Source organism: Photobacterium sp. CCB-ST2H9, from assembly GCF_023151555.2.
Classification (GTDB): Bacteria; Pseudomonadota; Gammaproteobacteria; order Enterobacterales; family Vibrionaceae; genus Photobacterium.
In genome coordinates this window covers 2,513,030-2,531,180 of record NZ_CP100425.1, presented here as the reverse complement: position 1 = coordinate 2,531,180, position 18,151 = coordinate 2,513,030, and the positions used below count along the sequence as shown (strand labels likewise).

Genomic DNA, 18,151 nt, shown 5'->3' with positions numbered 1-18,151 from the left:
AAATTGGCAAATTTAAAGTGAGACGGGTTTGGGGAATTGTGTTAGCAGGATAGTGAATGACTTTTAAATCAGAAGCTTACTGGAAGGATAGATTATCCGACGAGCAATATTATGTCTGCCGTGAAGGCGGCACAGAAGCACCATTCTCAGGCACGTTATTGCATAATAAAAAAACAGGGATATATCACTGCATTTGTTGCAGTGTTGCATTATTTCATTCTGAACAAAAATATGATTCTGGTTGCGGGTGGCCGAGTTTCGATGCGCCGGTTAATTCCAGTGTAATCCGTTATTTAAATGACACCAGTCATGGGATGAAGCGGACTGAAATTCGCTGCGTTGCATGCGATAGTCATTTGGGTCATGTATTTGATGACGGGCCGGTAACCACCGGGGAGCGTTACTGTGTTAATTCGGTCTCGCTGGAATTTTGCGAGCAGGAATAGCACTTACACTCCCCTGTGATAAATGGGTTCAGCCTGAAGTTGAGGCTGCCTGAAGGCTGGGGAGTGCGTTCAGGTTTCTCTCGACAGTGATACTGTTGAAGTGACCAGTACTCAGACTCTGAATGATATTGTCAGCCTGCAGGTCAAGATGAATTTTATCTTCCGGAGGCATCGGGTAAAGGCGTGCGAGAGTCTCCGCTTTTGCAACGGGAAGGCCCATCAGGCTGCCAACCCGTGACCACAAATAGGCTTCAGCCTTATCCCCGCGCTGATGAGCTTGTGTCGCCAGTGTGAGAATAATATCTGGTTTGATCTGGTTTTTACCGTGATAAAGCTCTAATGCCCTGAGCAGAATTTTTCGGGTTTTGTCTTTATCTATATCGGTATAAAAAGAGGCCAGTGCCAGTTGTAAATCCGGCGTCTGCAGTTTTCCGGATCCTTCCAGTTTCAAAAACTCTGCTTTGGCTTCATGAATGCCCCGGCTCCAGCGATCATAAATGATTTCGGGTTCCTGAGAGCCAGCAAGTTCTTCGGTCAGTTGTTCGACGATTTCATAGCTGTTGACCAGCGCGGTTGCCCGGTTTGATTTTCGTTCTTTGTAGCGGGTCGGTTCAATTTCAGCCGCATACTCCAGACATCCCTGATAGGTACGGGTATACTGAAGCGTATGAAATTTCTCGATATCTGTCGGTGTCTTCATTTGTTTGTAGCGTTGCCAGATCAGATCCGTTCGCTGAATACGGCACTGGCCATCATTATTATTCAGGCCTTCGCAAAGCTGGGGATAAGCAGCGCAGAGGCTATCCGTCGTTTTAAATTCATCCTGACAGGCGGATAACATCAAAATAGCTGATAATAAAAACAATAGGTTGCGAGCTTTTAGGCCTGAGGTGGTCATGTGTGGTGCGTTGCTCATCAGTTGGATCACTACAGTCAAGAATACCCTAATAAAAGACGGCAGAAACGGGTCAAACAGGAAGAAAAATGTGACTTGGCTGCAGTGTGATCACGAAAACAAAAGAAAACTAAAATATCGCGGTCACTTGACTGACCGGCTCAGGTCATTATCGTAGCCCTACCATTGCGGAGTTGCCCGAAACCGGGCGAAAAGAGGAGTAAGGTAATGGATGTTCAACAGATCCTGGCGGCAATGACGCCTGAGGTATATCAGCGACTGCTGGCTGCGGTTGAAACCGGAAAATGGGCGGATGACACCCCGTTGACGGAGGCACAGAAAGAATCAACCATGCAGGCGGTCATGTTGTATCAGTCACGCCACAATGCGGATGCTGAACATATGACAGTTGCTGCCGGCGGGGAAATCCGCTTCAAGTCCAAAGCCGAACTGAAACGTGAGTTTGCGGTTGAAGATTCCGAAACACCTGTCGCCGATATTGCCCGCTTCCCGCTCAACGAAAGTTAAGCTTTTTCAGCCCCTGTTTTAACTGACAGAATCAGGATTCTGCAATAGTGAATGAGACAGGGGCACAGTAAAACCCGCTGAGTTCATGGTCTTCTTCCGTGATGAGGTTCGCGATCCAGGGTTCCTGCTCAATCCCCGCCAGATAAGCTTCCAGTTTCGGATAATGATGGTTCAGCCTTAACCCGGCCATCCAGCCGCTTCGAAAAATACTCCAGAGTGAGATTTCTGCCATCGAGAAATGTATGGAGATGTACCCCGTATCCGGTATTTGTTCTTCCAGATATCTGAGCACAGGTGGCAAGTGATACTGCAGACAGTCATCGATTGCTTCCTGATCGATTTCTTTTTTCAGAATCTGGCCCCGGAGTATCCGCTGATAAAACAGGACGCCGGCCAGAAGTGCACTCAGACGTGTATCCGCATACTCTTCCAGCCATCTGACTTTGGCCCGTTCCCCGGCATCTCCCGGGTAAAGTGGCGGGACGGGGTAGAGATCGTCCAGATAATGCGCAATCACCGTAGAGTCAATAATGGTCAGGCTGTCATGCTCCAGCACGGGAACTTTGCCCATCGGATGGCGTTTATGTGCCAGCTCTTTTTCAAGGTAGGGGTTGAGTGGCTGTAACTCATAGCTCAGCCCTTTATAGGATAAGGCCAGCATGATTTTTCTGACGAACGGAGAGATAGATGCGCCATGCAGAATCATAATCAGCGTTACTCATAACCGGTGGACGAAATTGTTATAAGTGTAGCTGAGATATAAAAAGAGCCGCTTCAGGCGGCTCTTTGAATTCAGATGATGTGATGCAGACAGCGGTCAGCGACTCAGCTCACCCCGGAGATCCTGCTGCATCAGTTCGCGCACTTTTTCCGTTGGCAGGTTCTGGCTCAGCAGATAATGCAATTTTGCCAGCGCGGCCTCCCGGGTCATGTCAAAACCGCTGAGTACTCCAGCATCTGCCAGAGCACAGCCGGTTGCATAGCCATCCATGTTGACTTTTCCGGACAGGCATTGCGTCAGGTTCACCACAATCACACCGCGGTCGCTGGCTTCTTTCAGCTGAGCCAGCAGTTCAGGATTCTGCGGGGCATTCCCAACGCCGAAGGTCAGCAAAATCATCGCATTGACGGGCTGACGCAGGGTGTTACGGATCACTTCAGGAGAAATCCCCGGATACATAGTGATCACACCAATTGGCTGGGGGGTGATTTTCTGTACGTGGAAATCCCCTTCCGGCTGCTTGTTCAGAATTGCAGTCTGTTTCACCTGAATGTTGATCCCGGCTTCGATCAGCGCAGGCAGGTTGGGTGAAATGAAAGCATTGAAGCCATCCGCATGCGCTTTGGTGCTGCGGTTACCGCGAAGCAGCTGGTTATTGAAGAATACCGTGACTTCGTTGATCGGATAATTGGCTGCCAGATGCAGGGCATTCAGCAGGTTGCTCTGGCCATCTGAGCGCAGCTCAGCCAGCGGGATCTGAGAGCCGGTTACAATCACAGGTTTGCCCAGATTTTCCAGCATAAAAGACAATGCAGATGCGGTGTAGGCCATGGTGTCCGTACCATGAAGAATCACAAATCCATCAAATTTGTCGTAGTTGGCCAGAATGTCATCTGCAATGCGCTGCCAGTCTTCAGGCGTCATGTCTGAAGAATCAATCAGAGGCGCATATTCATGGATCGTAAAGTCAGGCATTTCGGCGCGGTGAAACTCCGGCATGCTCTGTAGTTGCTGTTCCATAAAACCGGCGACAGGAATGTAGCCATGGGCTGATTTCTGCATGCCTATGGTGCCGCCAGTGTAGGCGATATAGATATGTTTTTTTGTCATTTGAGTACGGGTACAGCGTTGATTTGATGGTAGCAGCATTATACGGCGAAACGGGATGAAAAAAAGCCCGGTGAGACCGGGCTTTCAGGACTTTTCATCACGCTGAACAGGAAAGTTTAAATCCCTGTGTTGTTACAGTTGAGGCAGAAAGCATATTGCCCTTTCGGATCATTAAAGCTGTTCAGACTGTTCACATCAGTTGCGATTTGACGGATTGCCGGTTGGAGGGCTGCCGGCATCTGGGTTGCAACCATCTGGCTGACTTTGACACTGGCTTCTGAAGTCATGTCCTGCAGCAATTGCTCTAACGGGCTGAGCGGCAGATCGATCCAGTGCAGATCATAATCATCCAGTTTGGCCAGTTTTGCTGCCGAAACAATCGCATCGTCGAAATCACCCAGACGATCGACCAGTCCCAGCTTCAGCGCATCCTGACCGGTCCAGACACGGCCCTGTGCAATCTTGTCAGTCTCTTCCAGCGAGATGTGGCGATTTTCACTGACCAGACTGATGAAGCGCTGATAGCCATTTTCGATACCCAGCTGGAAAATTTCCGCGACATCTTCCGGCAGTCCGCGGGTGATACCGATGCCTGAAAATGGGGTAGTTCCTACACCATCACTGTAGACACCGATGTTTTCCAGTCCTTTTTCAAAGGTGGCCAGAATGCCGAAAATACCGATTGAGCCGGTGATGGTGGTTGGCTGAGCAATGATCTCGCTGGCACTGGAGGAAATCCAGTAACCGCCGGATGCAGCCAGGCTCGACATGGAAACCACGACAGGTTTACCAGCCAGTTTCAGGGCATCCACCTCATTGCGGATGACTTCAGAAGCAAATGCGCTGCCGCCCGGGCTGTCGACACGAAGGATGACCGCTTTGATGTCATCATCCAGTCGGGCCTGACGCAGCAGTGCTGCTGCAGTATCACCACCGATGCTGCCCTGAGCCTGCTGGCCATCGACAATCGCACCACTGGCAACGACGACAGCAATCCCGTTCTTGCTTGGCTGGAACGGGCTGCCGATTGTCGGCTGGTAATCGTAGTAGCTGACTTGATTGAAGCCGTGATCACCATCGCTGCCGAATTCTTTGATGAACTGCTGGCGCAACTGGGTACGATTGATCAGCTCATCTACCAGTCCCATTTTCTGACTCAGCCGGGCAAAGTCGCCCTGAACACTTTTCAGCTCACTGACCAGATCTTTCACTTCTGGTGTCAGGATACCCGCATCAATCTGTCGATTGCGGGCGACATCTTGCGTGTAGGCGTCCCACATCTGGTTCAGCCAGACGGTATTTGCCTCGCGGGCTGCGTCAGACATATTGTCCCGGGTATAAGGTTCCACAAAAGACTTGTAGGTCCCAACCCGGAAAACATGCGTGGTGACGTCCAGTTTTTCCAGCAGGGTCTTATAATAAAGCGAGTAGCTGCCGTAGCCCGTCAGCATGACCCCGCCATCCGGTGACATGTAAATTTTATCGGCGTAGCTGGCCAGATAATACTGGCTCTGGCGGAAGTGATCGCCCATTGCGTAGACCGGTTTTCCAGCCTGCTTGAATTCTTCAATGGCTTTAGCGATATAGCGCAGTTTGGTCAGACTGGTTTCCGGCATTTCTTTTAAATTGAGGATCAGGCCGGTAATTTTATCGTCCTTCGCTGCTGCACGAACGGTGTCTACGATATCGAACAGGACGTTTTCCTGAACAGGAACCTGCCCCAGTGCACTGTCAACAACCTGATCAAACGGATTGACGTAGCTACGCTTTTCTACAATTGGGCCATCCAGATCCAGCACCAGTGCAGCTTTGTCCGGCAGGGCTGGCGCTTCCGCACCTTCCTGAAATGCAAAGATAATAATCCCAATCAAAGCGAGAAATAACAGATTGAAAAATAACTGGCGGGTGAAACTGAGCAGTTTCCAGCATCCGCGCAGCACTTTAGCAATGCCTTTTAATAGTACTTTCATGGCCTTTCCCGAAAATGAATCTAAGTGCCTATCCTAACTGAGACACTGTACGAATACCTAATACTAGCTTTATTGCGACCTAAAAAGCACGGGACGAAAACAGGAAGGTGAGTGATGTTTGTTGAGATTATGTAAACAGCTGTTTGAATGACCGTTAACCCTATGCTATATAGGTGGTCTGACCTTATAAAAAATGAATGAGAAAAGGGAAGCTATGGACAATGTTACCTACCCGCACTTGCTGGCACCTTTGGATCTTGGCTTCACACAGCTGAAGAATCGGGTGCTGATGGGGTCTATGCACACCGGTCTGGAAGAAGCTCATGATGGCTTTAAAAAGCTGTCCGCATTTTATGCCGCCCGCGCCAGAGGTGGGGTGGGGTTGATTGTGACCGGAGGGTTTTCACCGAACTTCCGGGGCCGGCTGACGCCGCTCAGTGCTGAATTCAGCAGTGGCAGGGCCGTCAGAGCACACCGGGTAATTACCGATGCCGTTCATCAGGAAGGCGGTAAAATTGCCCTTCAGCTGCTGCATGCCGGTCGTTATGCGATGCATCCCTTTGCCGTCAGTGCATCAGGTATCAAAGCACCTATCTCAAAGTTTACCCCGAAGGAAATGAGCCGCCGCCAGATCCTCAAAACCATAGATGCATTTGCACGCAGCTCTGAACTGGCCCGGGAAGCCGGATATGATGGCGTGGAGCTGATGGGATCGGAAGGCTATCTGATTAATCAGTTCATCTGTCAGCGTTCCAATCACCGGACCGACGAATGGGGCGGCAGTTATGAAAACCGGGTCCGTTTCCCGATCGAACTAGTGAAAGCAGTGCGTGCCCGTGTTGGGAAAAACTTTATCATTATTTTCCGTCTGTCGATGCTGGATCTGGTCGAACAGGGCAGTACTTATGATGAAGTTGTTCAGTTGGCGCAGGCTTTAGAGGCCGCCGGAGTTACGATTTTAAATACCGGGATCGGCTGGCATGAAGCGCGTGTACCAACGATCGCGACCCAGGTACCGCGGGCAGCGTTTAGCTGGGTGACGGAAAAGCTCAAAGGTAAGGTCTCGATTCCACTGGTGACCTGTAACCGGATTAATACCCCTGAAGTGGCCGAGTCGATTCTGTCATCGAATCAGGCTGATATGGTATCCATGGCCCGGCCGTTCCTGGCTGATCCGGACTTTGTGGTGAAAGCAGAACAAAACCGATCTGATGACATCAATACCTGTATCGGCTGTAATCAGGCTTGTCTGGACCATGTTTTTGCTGGCAAGCGCGCGAGCTGCCTGGTGAACCCGCAGGCCTGTTACGAGACCGAGCTGGTTCTGGCACCTGCGGTTCAAAAGCGCAGAGTTGCAGTGGTCGGGGCCGGTCCCGCGGGTCTGGCATTTGCGACCGCTGCGGCTGAACGTGGTTTTGACGTCGACTTGTTTGAAAAGAATGATTATATCGGTGGCCAGTTTAATCTGGCGATGCAAATACCGGGTAAGGAAGAATTCCGCGAAACGATCCGCTATTTCAGCCGTCGTCTTGAGCAGACGGGTGTTCATGTCAAGCTGGGTCAGGCAGTCAGCGCTGAAACGCTTCAAGGTTATGATAATGTGATCGTCTCGACCGGCGTGAAACCCCGTATTCCGGAGATCCCCGGGCTGGAAGACAGTGATAAGGTCATTGATTATCAGACCCTGATCCGGGATAAAGTGCAGCTGGGACAGCGGGTGGCTGTCATCGGGGCGGGTGGTATCGGTGTTGATGTCTCCAGTATGCTGACCGAACCTCAGGATACCTCACTGGAAAGCTGGCTGAAGGACTGGGGAATTGATCAAACCATCTCTCATGCCGGCGGCCTCTGTCCGCCACAAAGCGAGCATAGTGAACGTCAGGTCTGGCTGTTGCAGCGTCGTCCGGGCAAAATGGGGAAAGGACCGGGTAAAACAACCGGCTGGATCCATCAGAAAGTGCTGCAGAAGCGTGGTGTGGAAATGTTGTCCGGAGTCAGTTACGACAAGATTGATGCACAGGGCTTACATATTACAGTTGAAGGCCAGCAGCGGGTTCTGGAAGTCGATCATATTGTGCTGTGTGCCGGTCAGACCTCGGTTGAGGTGCTGTCGGAGCCGCTGAAAGCGCTGGGCGTTCAGGTACATGTGATTGGCGGTGCTGAATTTGCCGGTGAGGTCGATGCCAAGCGGGTGATCCGCCAGGGAACTGAGCTGGCAGCACGCCTGTAAACAGACCATGTTCCAGATGAAAAGAGGTTCCCCCGGGAGCCTCTTTTTTGTTGTCGTTACTCAGTTAGCCGGGTATGGTATGTCAATTAACAAGAATCGTTATCATCAAGGAATTATCTTTTTATGGATGCGTTATCGCTGCTGCTGAATCGTCGCTCGCTGCCAAAAATGGCAGCCCCGGGTCCACAGGGAGAAGTGCTGGAAAATATACTGCGTGCTGGTCTGCGGGCGCCGGATCACGGTGCCCTGACACCTTGGCGTTTTATTGTGTCTGAAGGCGAAGGTTTACAAAAGCTGGCTGATATTCTGGTTGCTGCTGCAAAGGCAGATCAGGCGGAAGAGGCCGTCATCGAGAAAGCGTCGAAGGCACCTTTCCGGGCTCCGATGGTGATTACTGTCGTTGCAAAAGTACAGCCAAGTGAAAAAATTCCGACAGTAGAGCAGCATATTTCAGCAGGCTGTGCGGCCCACGCGATGCAGATGGCAGCGGTTGCTCAGGGTTTCGCGGGTTTCTGGCGCACAGGCAGCTGGGCTTATCACCCAGTCGTCAGAGAAGCGCTCGACGTGCAGGGTGATGACATGATTGTTGGCTTTCTGTATCTGGGCACAGCAGATTGCCGTGAAGTGAAAGCACCGGAACGTGAGTTGTCACAGTTTGTCGAATACCTCTGATTCAAAGCGGGATGACCAAAAAGGCAGCGTTTGACGCTGCTTTTTTGTTTGCCTGATCTTCGGTGACAGAGTCCGCTATGTGGTGGCACCTGATTTCCGCTTAATTGAGTGAGACTCAGAAAGTTCGGCGTATGCCGGACTTCATCAGGGGATTCGTATTGCCTCAAAAGGGTTACAGCATGCCACGGTGAGCCGAAAACAGATGAATCCGGATGCTGGCTTTGTGAACTGGTACTGGGTTTATATCCAGTAAAGATTGTCTCCGCGTGGTGAATTCTTTATAGTGCTGGGAGTTTTTTCCAGTCAAATCAGGTTTCATGGCCCGTATCTACATTGCCGAAAAGCCCAGCCTTGGCCGCGCAATCGCCGCGGTTCTGCCTCGCCCGCATAAAAACCATCAGGGATACATCGAAGTTGCCAATGGCGATATTGTGACCTGGTGTATTGGTCATTTGCTCGAGCAGGTTGAACCCGATGTTTACGATCCCCGTTATAAGAAGTGGGATATGGGTGATTTACCCATTATTCCGGCTCAGTGGCAGCTGGCACCGCGTAAATCGGCCAGGCAGCAGCTCAGTGTGGTCCGTAAGCTGGCGAAACAGGCGGATGAAGTGATTCATGCCGGAGACCCCGACAGAGAAGGGCAACTGCTGGTGGATGAAGTCATTGACTACATTAAGCTGGCTGCGAGTAAAAAAGCGTCCATGAAGCGTTTGCTGATTTCAGACCTGAACCCGGCAGCGGTTAAACGTGCGCTGGCACAACTCAGAGACAACAAAGATTTTATCCCGCTTTCCGTTTCTGCACTGGCCCGCTCCCGGGCCGACTGGCTCTATGGCATGAATATGTCCAGAGCTTATACCTTGCTGGGACAACGTGGTGGTTATAAAGGGGTGCTGTCGGTCGGCCGGGTTCAGACGCCGGTGCTCGGCCTGGTGACACGCAGGGACGATGAGATTACAAATTTTGTTCCGGTGCCATTTTATGATGTGTATGCGCTGATCCCCTATCAGGACCTCGTCATTCGTGCCCGCTGGCAACCGAGTAAAGCCTGTGAACCCTGGCAGGATGAAGAGGGGCGTATCCTCAATCGAAAACTGTGTGAAAATGTGGTGGCCCGCATCCAGGGTCAGCCTGCGCTGGTATCGGATGCTGAACGGAAAGAAACCAGACAGGCACCGCCGCTGCCATATTCGCTTTCAGCGCTGCAAATTGATGCAGCCCGTCGCTTCGGAATGAGTGCGGCGGATGTTTTGGCTTGCTGCCAGACTCTGTACGAAAAACATAAGGTGATTACGTATCCGCGTTCAGATTGTCGTTATTTGCCGAATGATCATTACCGTCAGGCTGCAGATGTGGTGAAGGCGGTGGCCTCGACAGTACCCGGAATGGCGGGTGAAGTGCAGGGCGCGGATTTGTCTTTGCGTTCGAAAGCATGGAATGACAGTAAAGTGGATGCGCACCATGCCATTATCCCGACGCCGAAGGCTGTAAATCCTAATTCACTCAGCGATTGGGAAGCGAAGGTTTATCAGCTGGTCGCCCGGCAATACCTGATGCAATTTTACCCGCCGGCTGTGTACGCAGAAGCAAAGCTGACCTTTACGATTGCTGGCGGGATCTTTATTGCCAGAGGCCGGCAGTTGATGCAGTCGGGCTGGAAAGCCCTGCAAGGCAAAGAAGATGCAGACAATGATCAGAATCTGGCCGAAAAAGTGCCGCCGCTGGAGAAAGGCACAGAACTGATCTGCACCGATGGTGAAATTAAAGACCGGGTGACGGAACCACCGAAACATTTCACTGAAGCAACACTGCTGCAGGCAATGACAGGGATTGCCCGTTTTGTCGCAGATCAGTCGCTGAAGAAAATTTTGAGAGAGACAGATGGCTTGGGCACTGAAGCGACACGAGCCGGAATTATTGAAATTTTATTCAAAAGGCAACTGCTTTTCCGTCAGGGGAAAAGTATTCACGCTTCGGAGGCGGGAAAAGCGCTGGTGTACGCTTTACCCGATGAAGCAACTTATCCGGATATGACGGCGAACTGGGAACATCAGTTACAGGATATGGCGGACCGAAAGTGCGCCTATCAGCCCTTTATGGCAGCCCTTCAGCAGCAGATCCAGCAGATGATGGACAGCGTGAAGCAGGGGGAGGTACCACCCAGTCTGCGTGGTCTTCAGGCCGTTTCACCTCAGGGAAGACAAAGTCAGGGACGGAAATATAAAAGCTCGGGCCGGAGCAAAAAAGGAAAGGGCCGCAGTCAACCTAGCCGAACATAAAGTAGCTGTCACGTCCGGATGATTTGGCCTGATAGAGTGCGCGGTCGGCCTGACTGAAAAGTAAATCAGCTGAATTCTGGCTATCCGGAACAATACTGCTGACGCCAATACTCACAGTGACATGACTGAACTGGTGCTCGTCAACCGGAATCTGAAGTGTTCTGACTGCATGTAGTGTTTTCTCGGCGGCCACAACTGCTGCCTGTGCATTCTGGCCTGGCAGTAACAGGACGAACTCTTCGCCACCGTAACGCGCAAAAAGTGCCCCTGCCCGGCGTTCCTGTGAAGCCAGCTTCGTCGCGATCAGCTTCAGACAGCGATCGCCGGCGGCATGACCATAGCTGTCATTGAATTTTTTAAAGTGATCGACATCAATCATCAGCAGCGAAACGGGCAGACGGTGACGTTTTGCCCGCCGCCATTCCAGGGGAAGCGTCTGATCAAAAACACGACGGTTTGGGACCTGAGTCAGCGGGTCCTGACGACACGTGTGTTCGAGCTTCCAGTTGAGCTGCTGTAATTGTTGCGTTCGGTCAGAGACTCTTTGCTCCAGCTCGGTATTGAGCTGACTGAGACTTTCTTCTGCCTGCCTGCGAACCAGATGCTGGGACACAATAAAGCTGAATTGCTTCAGGATATGTGAGTGATAATCAGCCAGCGGTTTCCCGGTGACCAGATTATCGTATGCAATCCAGCCGACCCGCCGGTCACCGTCCCACAATGAGGTATAGGCACTCCATCCTTTGCCGACAGGTTTTAAATCATGGTAAAGCGGGGTGTTGTTTTTGATAGCCAGATATCCATGTAGTGCTTGCGGATGATCGCTATACCAAAGCGAAGGAATTGAGGTCTCGAAATAGTCTTCTTTGACCGTATTGCCCTGGATATCGGTGCCATAGGTGCCTTTCATTTTGTTTTCACCGGTGAGCAGGAAAATCGCAATCCGGTCAATTTGCAAGACTTGCTTACCCTGATCGACGGCTTTGAACAGCAGGTCATCAAGGCTGTTGGCCCGCCACAGCATGAAGGAAATGTCGTGTAATCCTTGCAGCATATTGAGCAGTGGTTGATGTGAAGAGGAGAGGCATTCCCGGGAAATATGATGGTCAATTTCCGCACTCAGATGGACGGCGAGGGGGACAAAGTATTCAGGGTCGAGCGGCTGTGGTTGAGTTGGCAATTGAACCGTCAGTAGGCCAATGGCCTGCTGATGTCGATGCAATGGCAGCCAGAGCCCGGTGTTGTTCTGATAAAAAGGTTTTGTTGGCTGCAGCCATTCAGACAGGTCCAGCTCATTCTCTATCGGGAGCGGATTGAGATGCGGTGCGGAACCTGCAAAGTATTGCCAGCCTGATGCTGTTTTTACATACAGCTGGCAGGATTCAGCATGAAAATTTTGGCGTAACAGCGTCAAGAGATTTTCAATGGCCTCCGGGACGTCCGAACTGGTCTGCCATAGTGAAAAATAAGTTTGGTAAAAGGAATCCATTCCGTCTTCGCCGCAATTTAAGGGTATTTTGAATGTGTAGTGAAGCTGATATGCAAGTATGGGTCAAAGACCTGCGACAGAAGGGCAGATAGAAAAAAATAGTTGTATAGAAAATCATTGTTTTAAGCAGCATCTCGGAAAAAATGTTTTTTATGAAATATTTGTTGCAGGAATAATGTGAACATGACAAATAAATTTTGGTCTTTGAAGTACAAAAAATGACACTCGAACGGAAGTCATTGATTTTAGTATTATCAATAGGATAGGGATAAAATCGCAGAATTGAAACCTGCATAGATCTCAAAATGTCAATATTGAGACAAGTGCCATTAAGCCGTTTCACTAATTTTATCAGAGGGGATTTTTTGATTCGTCAATCCACTCAGGTGAGAACATGAAAAGACGATATGTGTTTTTATTATGGTTGATGATACCGCTATTTTTATCTGCCTGTAGCCAGACCCGCCATGATCAGCTGGCGGAGCTTGGATTCGCACGGAACTATCTTGATGGCTATCAGGACGGGTGCGACAGTCGAAAGATAGAAGCAACGACGTATATCAACGGCTTTCGTCAGGATCCGGAAAGAATGAAAAAAGAGAACAAATATGCAAACGGATGGAACGATGGCTACGAACAATGCTATGCCAGTAACCAGGATTATCATTAACGCCGCACAAAAGAGAGAAAGGCTGCCGTGGCAGCCTTTCTTTCAGCTCATTTGCAAGTTACTTGGAGACAGGCTGATAGAACCGCTTCAGCTCATGCATGACTTGCATTAACGTTGAGAGTTTTGGCTTGCCGTCATCCTTGAGTTTGTAATCCGGACTGTACACGGTGTAGTTGCCATATTTATCAACGATTGTTGTACTTTCCGGCTGAACGACAACGATATCAGTTCCGTTACCTGCCAGGACCCAGCGTCGTTTGCCGCTGTTATCAAACAGGCTGATACCACTGCTGTAGAACTCTGGCGCTGTCGTCGTGTTCAGCAAAGTCTCCATCAGGGTCGGTACAATATCCAGATGGCTGGTGGCTCGCGTGATTTCAGCAGCCCGGCTGCCCGGCCAGTGAATGATCAGTGGCACTTTTAACTGGTACTGGCTGTAGTTCGTACCCGAGCCCCAAGAGTTGGTACCCGTTTCATTAAATTCCATTCCGTGATTGGCAGTAATCACGACAACGGTGTTATCCAGTAAATCACGCTCAATCAAGCTGTCGAAAACCTTAATGATCTGCTCATCTGCATGATAGGCGGCATTACGGTATGAATTTTTCAGCAACTGATCTGGTGTCGTGCCGGAGTGTTTTCCGGGTTTGGTTTCTGTCAGGGAAGGGGTGAACCTTGCCTGATAATCCGCACTGGCGTCTTCATAGTTTTGTACAGAAGTCAGTTCTAAATAGCCAAACCAGGGTTTGTCTGCAACCTGCTTGCTCAGCCAGGATTTCATATTGGCAATCGCAGTTTGATCGTTCTGAGTGTCACCGTTCAGTGCCATCGCTTGGCTCAGCTGTGCCTGAGTGAATATTGCCTGCTGATAGATAGCATCTTCAAAACCGGAACCGCTGAACAGCCCGAACCGGTAACCCCGCTTATTCAATGTATCCAGCAGCACCGGTTGATTGTGCTCTGCCCGAATACTGTTGCTGTAGACACCGGGAAGCCCGTAGAAAAGGCCAAATGTGCCCAGAGCACTGTCGTTTCCGGTGCTGTAGTGATCCGAAAAGTTCAGGTTCTGATGAGCAAACGCCGACAGATAAGGCATGGTCTCAGGTGTCAGCATATCGCTGCGCAATCCGTCGACCATGATGATCAACACATTTTGTCCTGTCCCTTTATCGCTGAACGAAAGCGGTTTCAGCGGATAACGAATTCTTTCACTGTTTTCAACGCCTTGCTCTTCAAGCAGGCGGGTATATTCCTGTCTGTCCAGCAGCCCGTGGCGTTCCATAAAGGATTTGGCCGTCATCGGGTATGAGAGCGGAAAATTGGATCGTTGTGCGGTGACCGGGCGGTACAGGTTGGCATCGGCCCAGATATAGAGCAGGTGGCTGGTCAGAAAACATAAGCCAAAGACAGTTGCAATTGGCACACCCACATGTTTGCGGGTGAGTTTGCGAAGTTTGCGCCACAGCCATTCAGACAGGAACAGCTGTAACAGAAAAATGGCTGGCACCACAATAAACAGGTATTGCCAGCGGGCATTGAGGTCGGTTCGCTCGCCACTGAGCAGCAGATCCCAGACCAGCGGACTGAGATGAAGCTCCAGGCTTTGATAGGCATGGGTATCCAGCAGCAGCGCTGTCTGGCCGACGGTTCCAACCAGCACCGCAAACAATCGCATCAAACGCTGAGAGGGGATCAGAAAACTGGCTGGAAAAAGAATCAGGATATAGAAGCCAAAAACCAGAAAACCGAAGTGGCCAACCCAACTCAGCCCCAGGTAGAGTTGCCCTAACAGCGTTTCCGGCCATTCAGAATGAACGATATACCGGGTGCCCAAGAGCATGGCGGCGATGATGTTGAAAAAACTGAACCAGTGTCCCCAGCTGATCAGTTGGGACACGGTTTCTTTGTAGTTGTTTCCGCTGGCGACCATATACCTGTGTTCTTCTTCTCTCTTTGGTGCCGGAATCAATCTTTCTTGATTGAAGTCAGCAGAGCTTGGGCGAATTTTTCAGCAATTGCTTCACGCTGGGAGGCCGGAACATCAGCATTGATAATATTGGTTGCGACGTTACCAACAATCATCAGTGCGAGTTCTGCAGATGCGCCGTGCTTTTCAAACACTTCGAACACATCATCAAGGATTTGTTCCACTTTTTCATTGCTGTATTTTGATGTAATTGGCATATCAGGTCTTGTTTTATGGTGAAGAAAGCGACTTATAATACCCTACACTTTAGATTTACTGAAAAACTTTTCCATTATGAGTCTCACGCTTTCAAACGTCATCCTGCATCAGTTCCTGAAGAATGGTCAGGATGAGCTCTCCGTTCAGCTCAGAGAACAGGAGCTAGAACATTCCGACACCACGACAGAACTGGTTGCCGAGTTGCACCGTGTTTACAGCAGCAAAGGAGCCAAAGGTTTTGGGCGCTTTGCTGAGGACAGCGAATTTGGTTTCTGGCTGAAACAATACCGCCAGGGTGACCTGGATTTTCTGTCGTTTTCGAACCAGTCGGCGCAGCGTCTTCAGTCTGAATTAGTGAAATACCCTTTTGCTGATGCAGGTACTTTAGTGCTGGCACAGTACCAGTCGCTGGCGACTGATTATTTGTTTATCGGCTTGCTGCCGACCTGCCATAGCATGAAAGTGACTGATCAACTGGATATTAGCGCGACAGATTATCTGGATGTCAGCAAAATGGAAATTGTGGCCCGAATTGATTTGTCATCCTGGGAGACAGATCCAGAATGTAACCGCTACCTGACGTTTATCAAGGGGCGTGTCGGCCGGAAAGTCGCAGACTTTTTTCTGGATTTCCTGCAGGCGGAAGTTGGTCTGGATGTGAAAGTGCAGAATCAGGTACTGATGCAGGCGGTTGAAGATTTTTGTGCTGATTCCCGGATGGACAAAGAAGAGAAGCAGCAGTACCGCAAGCAAGTTTATGATTACTGTAATGGCCAGTTGCAATCGGGTGAAGAGGTTGCGATCAAAGAGCTTGCGGGCGAACTTCCTGCTTCAGATGAAGGTGTGGATTTTTATCAGTTCACTTCAAATCAGGGATATGAACTTGAGGAGACCTTCCCGGCAGACCGATCGGCGATGCGTAAACTGACGAAGTTTGTTGGCTCCGGTGGCGGATTGACTATCAATTTTGACAGCATGTTGCTGGGTGAGCGTATTTTTTACGATGCAGAAACAGATACCCTGACGATCAAAGGCACTCCGCCAAACCTGAAAGATCAGCTTCAGCGTCGGCTGAACAGCGACAACTGAAAACGGCGGCTGTGCTGTAATCAGTGCAGCCGTCATTCTGAAGACGATGATTTCAGGAACTTCACCATGCCACTTCACTGTGTTGGATACTGACTCAGTTTTCGAGTCTGCCTGCCGGAATCTCTGCTTTTTTGTTTAAGAATTGTGTAACTCTGTATGTCAGTCAGTCTGGTGACAGAGATACAGTAAATTTGTGTTTATTTCAGGTTTGATTCGGATTCAATGCCAAGTCTTTAAAAGACTATAAAAAAAATCAGATTTATTGGTGATGGATGTCAGAAGTCTGATGAAAATGAAAGAAGTCTTATTTCAGTGAATTTGGTGTGGATTCCCGGGGAGAACTGGTATGAAAAGCCAGCTGGTCTGTCATCATTGAGCGAAATGCTCTGTAAATACTGAATCTCTCATCATGCTCTGACTTCTGGTTGCTTTGATACAGGTTATTTGGGGCATTTTGTTGCGTTGGTAGGGGCTTTGCTTTATGGTATTTAGCTATCTTCGTTTCATGGTATCAGCTGTTTATCCTGCTGGTTTTTTCAAAATCTGCCATGAAGTTGTTTTTTAAAGCGTGATTGAAATGTATGCGGCTGTCAGTGTGTGACTGAGGGCCTTTATTTGACCAGATGCATGCGTGTGGCTTTTCTCCGTCATTGTTTTTGGAGGTGCCCAATCATGTCAACAAGGAGTGTAGCAAACTATGATGAAAGTTGGTTTGATCGGTTGGCGCGGTATGGTCGGTTCCGTACTGATGCAACGTATGGTGGAAGAAAAAGATTTCGACCATATTGAACCTGTTTTCTTTTCAACCTCTCAGGTGGGTATCCCTGCGCCAAACTTCGGTAAAGATGCGGGAATGCTTCAGGATGCGTTCGATATTGAAGCGCTGAAGAAGCTGGATGCCATTATTACCTGTCAGGGTGGTAGCTATACCGAGAAAGTTTATCCGGCACTGCGCCAGGCAGGCTGGAAAGGTTACTGGATTGATGCAGCCTCGACGCTGCGTATGGATGATCAAACGATCATCACTCTGGATCCGGTCAACTTTGATCAGATTCAGCAAGGTATTCACACCGGTGTTCGTTCGTTTGCCGGTGGTAACTGTACGGTCAGCCTGATGCTGATGGCTGTGGGTGGTCTGTTCCAGGCGGGTCTGGTTGAGTGGATGACTTCACAAACTTATCAGGCCGCGTCCGGTGCGGGTGCGAAGAACATGCGTGAGCTGATCAGCCAGATGGGTGTGATCAACGATTGCGTGACCAGTGAGCTTGCTAATCCGGCGACCTCGATTCTGGATATCGATCGTAAAGTTGCGCAAACCATGCGTTCAGCTGATTTCCCTGCTTCTGAGTTTGGTGTACCGCTGGCGGGCTCGCTGATTCCTTGGATCGATGTGAAGCGTGACAATGGTCAAAGCAAGGAAGAGTGGAAAGGCGGTGTTGAAACGAACAAGATTCTCGGCACTGGTAACAGCCCGATTGCGATTGACGGGACTTGTGTTCGTATCGGTGCAATGCGCTGTCACAGCCAGGCGCTGACCCTGAAGCTGAAGAAGAATGTTCCGCTGGATGAAATCGAAGGCATCATTGCGTCTCATAACGATTGGGTCAAAGTGATTCCGAATGAGCGTGATATCACGATGCAGGAGTTGTCTCCAACGAAAGTGACGGGGACGCTGTCTGTACCGGTTGGCCGTTTACGTAAACTGGCGATGGGTGATGATTTCCTGAATGCCTTTACGGTCGGTGACCAGCTGCTGTGGGGTGCTGCTGAACCGCTGCGTCGCACACTGCGTATTATCCTGGCCGAAAAAGCCTGAATCAAAGACTGATTCGTCAGATAAAGAAAAGGCCCGCACTGTTGTGCG

15 protein-coding genes are annotated in these 18,151 nt (G+C 50.0%); 8 read left to right on the top strand and 7 right to left on the bottom strand.

Annotated elements, in window-relative coordinates; all coding sequences use genetic code 11:
* The first annotated feature begins 56 nt into the window (after nucleotides 1-56).
* Entirely contained in the window at nucleotides 57-446 is a 390-nt protein-coding gene (gene msrB, locus L4174_RS11750) for a peptide-methionine (R)-S-oxide reductase MsrB (RefSeq protein ID WP_248141059.1), read from the top strand.
* A gap of 28 nt (nucleotides 447-474) precedes the next feature.
* Here the strand turns inward: msrB and L4174_RS11745 are convergent, their stop codons facing one another.
* Nucleotides 475-1,287, bottom strand: a complete 813-nt coding sequence (locus L4174_RS11745; protein WP_248141058.1) for a DUF2989 domain-containing protein — start codon at nucleotides 1,285-1,287, stop codon at nucleotides 475-477.
* A gap of 282 nt (nucleotides 1,288-1,569) precedes the next feature.
* Between L4174_RS11745 and L4174_RS11740 the strand changes: the two genes are divergently transcribed.
* Nucleotides 1,570-1,869, top strand: coding sequence for a YeaC family protein (locus L4174_RS11740; protein WP_248141056.1), 300 nt, complete (start codon nucleotides 1,570-1,572; stop codon nucleotides 1,867-1,869).
* Nucleotides 1,870-1,900: 31 nt separating this feature from the next.
* On the opposite strand, the gene L4174_RS11735 is transcribed toward L4174_RS11740, so the two are convergent.
* From L4174_RS11735 to sppA, 3 genes are all read right to left on the bottom strand, one after another.
* Nucleotides 1,901-2,575 carry a glutathione S-transferase family protein gene (locus tag L4174_RS11735; protein WP_256549295.1) on the bottom strand — a complete coding sequence of 225 codons (675 nt, stop codon included), beginning with the start codon at nucleotides 2,573-2,575 and terminating at the stop codon, nucleotides 1,901-1,903.
* Between the two features lie 111 nt (nucleotides 2,576-2,686).
* Nucleotides 2,687-3,700: an asparaginase gene (gene ansA, locus L4174_RS11730; protein WP_248141054.1), complete on the bottom strand. Its 1,014-nt coding sequence runs from the start codon at nucleotides 3,698-3,700 to the stop codon at nucleotides 2,687-2,689.
* Nucleotides 3,701-3,816: 116 nt separating this feature from the next.
* Nucleotides 3,817-5,670, bottom strand: a complete 1,854-nt coding sequence (gene sppA, locus L4174_RS11725) for a signal peptide peptidase SppA (protein ID WP_248141053.1) — start codon at nucleotides 5,668-5,670, stop codon at nucleotides 3,817-3,819.
* Nucleotides 5,671-5,884: 214 nt separating this feature from the next.
* Here sppA and L4174_RS11720 point away from each other — a divergent pair, with 214 nt between their 5' ends.
* The 3 genes from L4174_RS11720 (at nucleotide 5,885) to L4174_RS11710 (ending at nucleotide 10,854) form a co-directional block, all read left to right on the top strand.
* On the top strand, nucleotides 5,885-7,900 hold the full coding sequence (locus L4174_RS11720; protein ID WP_248141052.1) for an NADPH-dependent 2,4-dienoyl-CoA reductase: 2,016 nt from the start codon (nucleotides 5,885-5,887) through the stop codon (nucleotides 7,898-7,900).
* Nucleotides 7,901-8,023: 123 nt separating this feature from the next.
* On the top strand, nucleotides 8,024-8,572 hold the full coding sequence (locus tag L4174_RS11715) for an NAD(P)H nitroreductase (protein ID WP_248141051.1): 549 nt from the start codon (nucleotides 8,024-8,026) through the stop codon (nucleotides 8,570-8,572).
* A gap of 317 nt (nucleotides 8,573-8,889) precedes the next feature.
* A complete protein-coding gene (locus L4174_RS11710) occupies nucleotides 8,890-10,854 on the top strand; it encodes a DNA topoisomerase III (RefSeq protein WP_248141050.1) in 1,965 nt (654 codons plus the stop codon).
* On the opposite strand, the gene L4174_RS11705 is transcribed toward L4174_RS11710, so the two are convergent.
* Nucleotides 10,841-12,343: a sensor domain-containing diguanylate cyclase gene (locus L4174_RS11705; RefSeq protein ID WP_254589084.1), complete on the bottom strand. Its 1,503-nt coding sequence runs from the start codon at nucleotides 12,341-12,343 to the stop codon at nucleotides 10,841-10,843. The genes L4174_RS11710 and L4174_RS11705 overlap by 14 nt on opposite strands.
* A 394-nt stretch (nucleotides 12,344-12,737) precedes the next feature.
* Between L4174_RS11705 and L4174_RS11700 the strand changes: the two genes are divergently transcribed.
* A complete protein-coding gene (locus L4174_RS11700; protein WP_248141046.1) occupies nucleotides 12,738-13,013 on the top strand; it encodes a hypothetical protein in 276 nt (91 codons plus the stop codon).
* Nucleotides 13,014-13,071: 58 nt separating this feature from the next.
* Here L4174_RS11700 and L4174_RS11695 read toward each other — a convergent pair whose 3' ends face one another.
* Together L4174_RS11695 and L4174_RS11690 are read right to left on the bottom strand one after the other, a co-directional pair.
* Nucleotides 13,072-14,943: a DUF3413 domain-containing protein gene (locus L4174_RS11695; RefSeq protein ID WP_248141044.1), complete on the bottom strand. Its 1,872-nt coding sequence runs from the start codon at nucleotides 14,941-14,943 to the stop codon at nucleotides 13,072-13,074.
* A gap of 35 nt (nucleotides 14,944-14,978) precedes the next feature.
* A complete protein-coding gene (locus L4174_RS11690) occupies nucleotides 14,979-15,197 on the bottom strand; it encodes a YejL family protein (protein WP_248141042.1) in 219 nt (72 codons plus the stop codon).
* 76 nt (nucleotides 15,198-15,273) lie between these two features.
* On the opposite strand from L4174_RS11690, the gene yejK reads away from it, so the two are divergent.
* Nucleotides 15,274-16,287 carry a nucleoid-associated protein YejK gene (gene yejK / locus L4174_RS11685; protein WP_248141041.1) on the top strand — a complete coding sequence of 338 codons (1,014 nt, stop codon included), beginning with the start codon at nucleotides 15,274-15,276 and terminating at the stop codon, nucleotides 16,285-16,287.
* Nucleotides 16,288-16,987: 700 nt separating this feature from the next.
* Nucleotides 16,988-18,103 (top strand): aspartate-semialdehyde dehydrogenase, encoded by a 1,116-nt coding sequence (asd, locus tag L4174_RS11680; protein WP_248141699.1) that lies wholly within the window; start codon nucleotides 16,988-16,990, stop codon nucleotides 18,101-18,103.
* The last annotated feature ends 48 nt before the right edge of the window (nucleotides 18,104-18,151 follow it).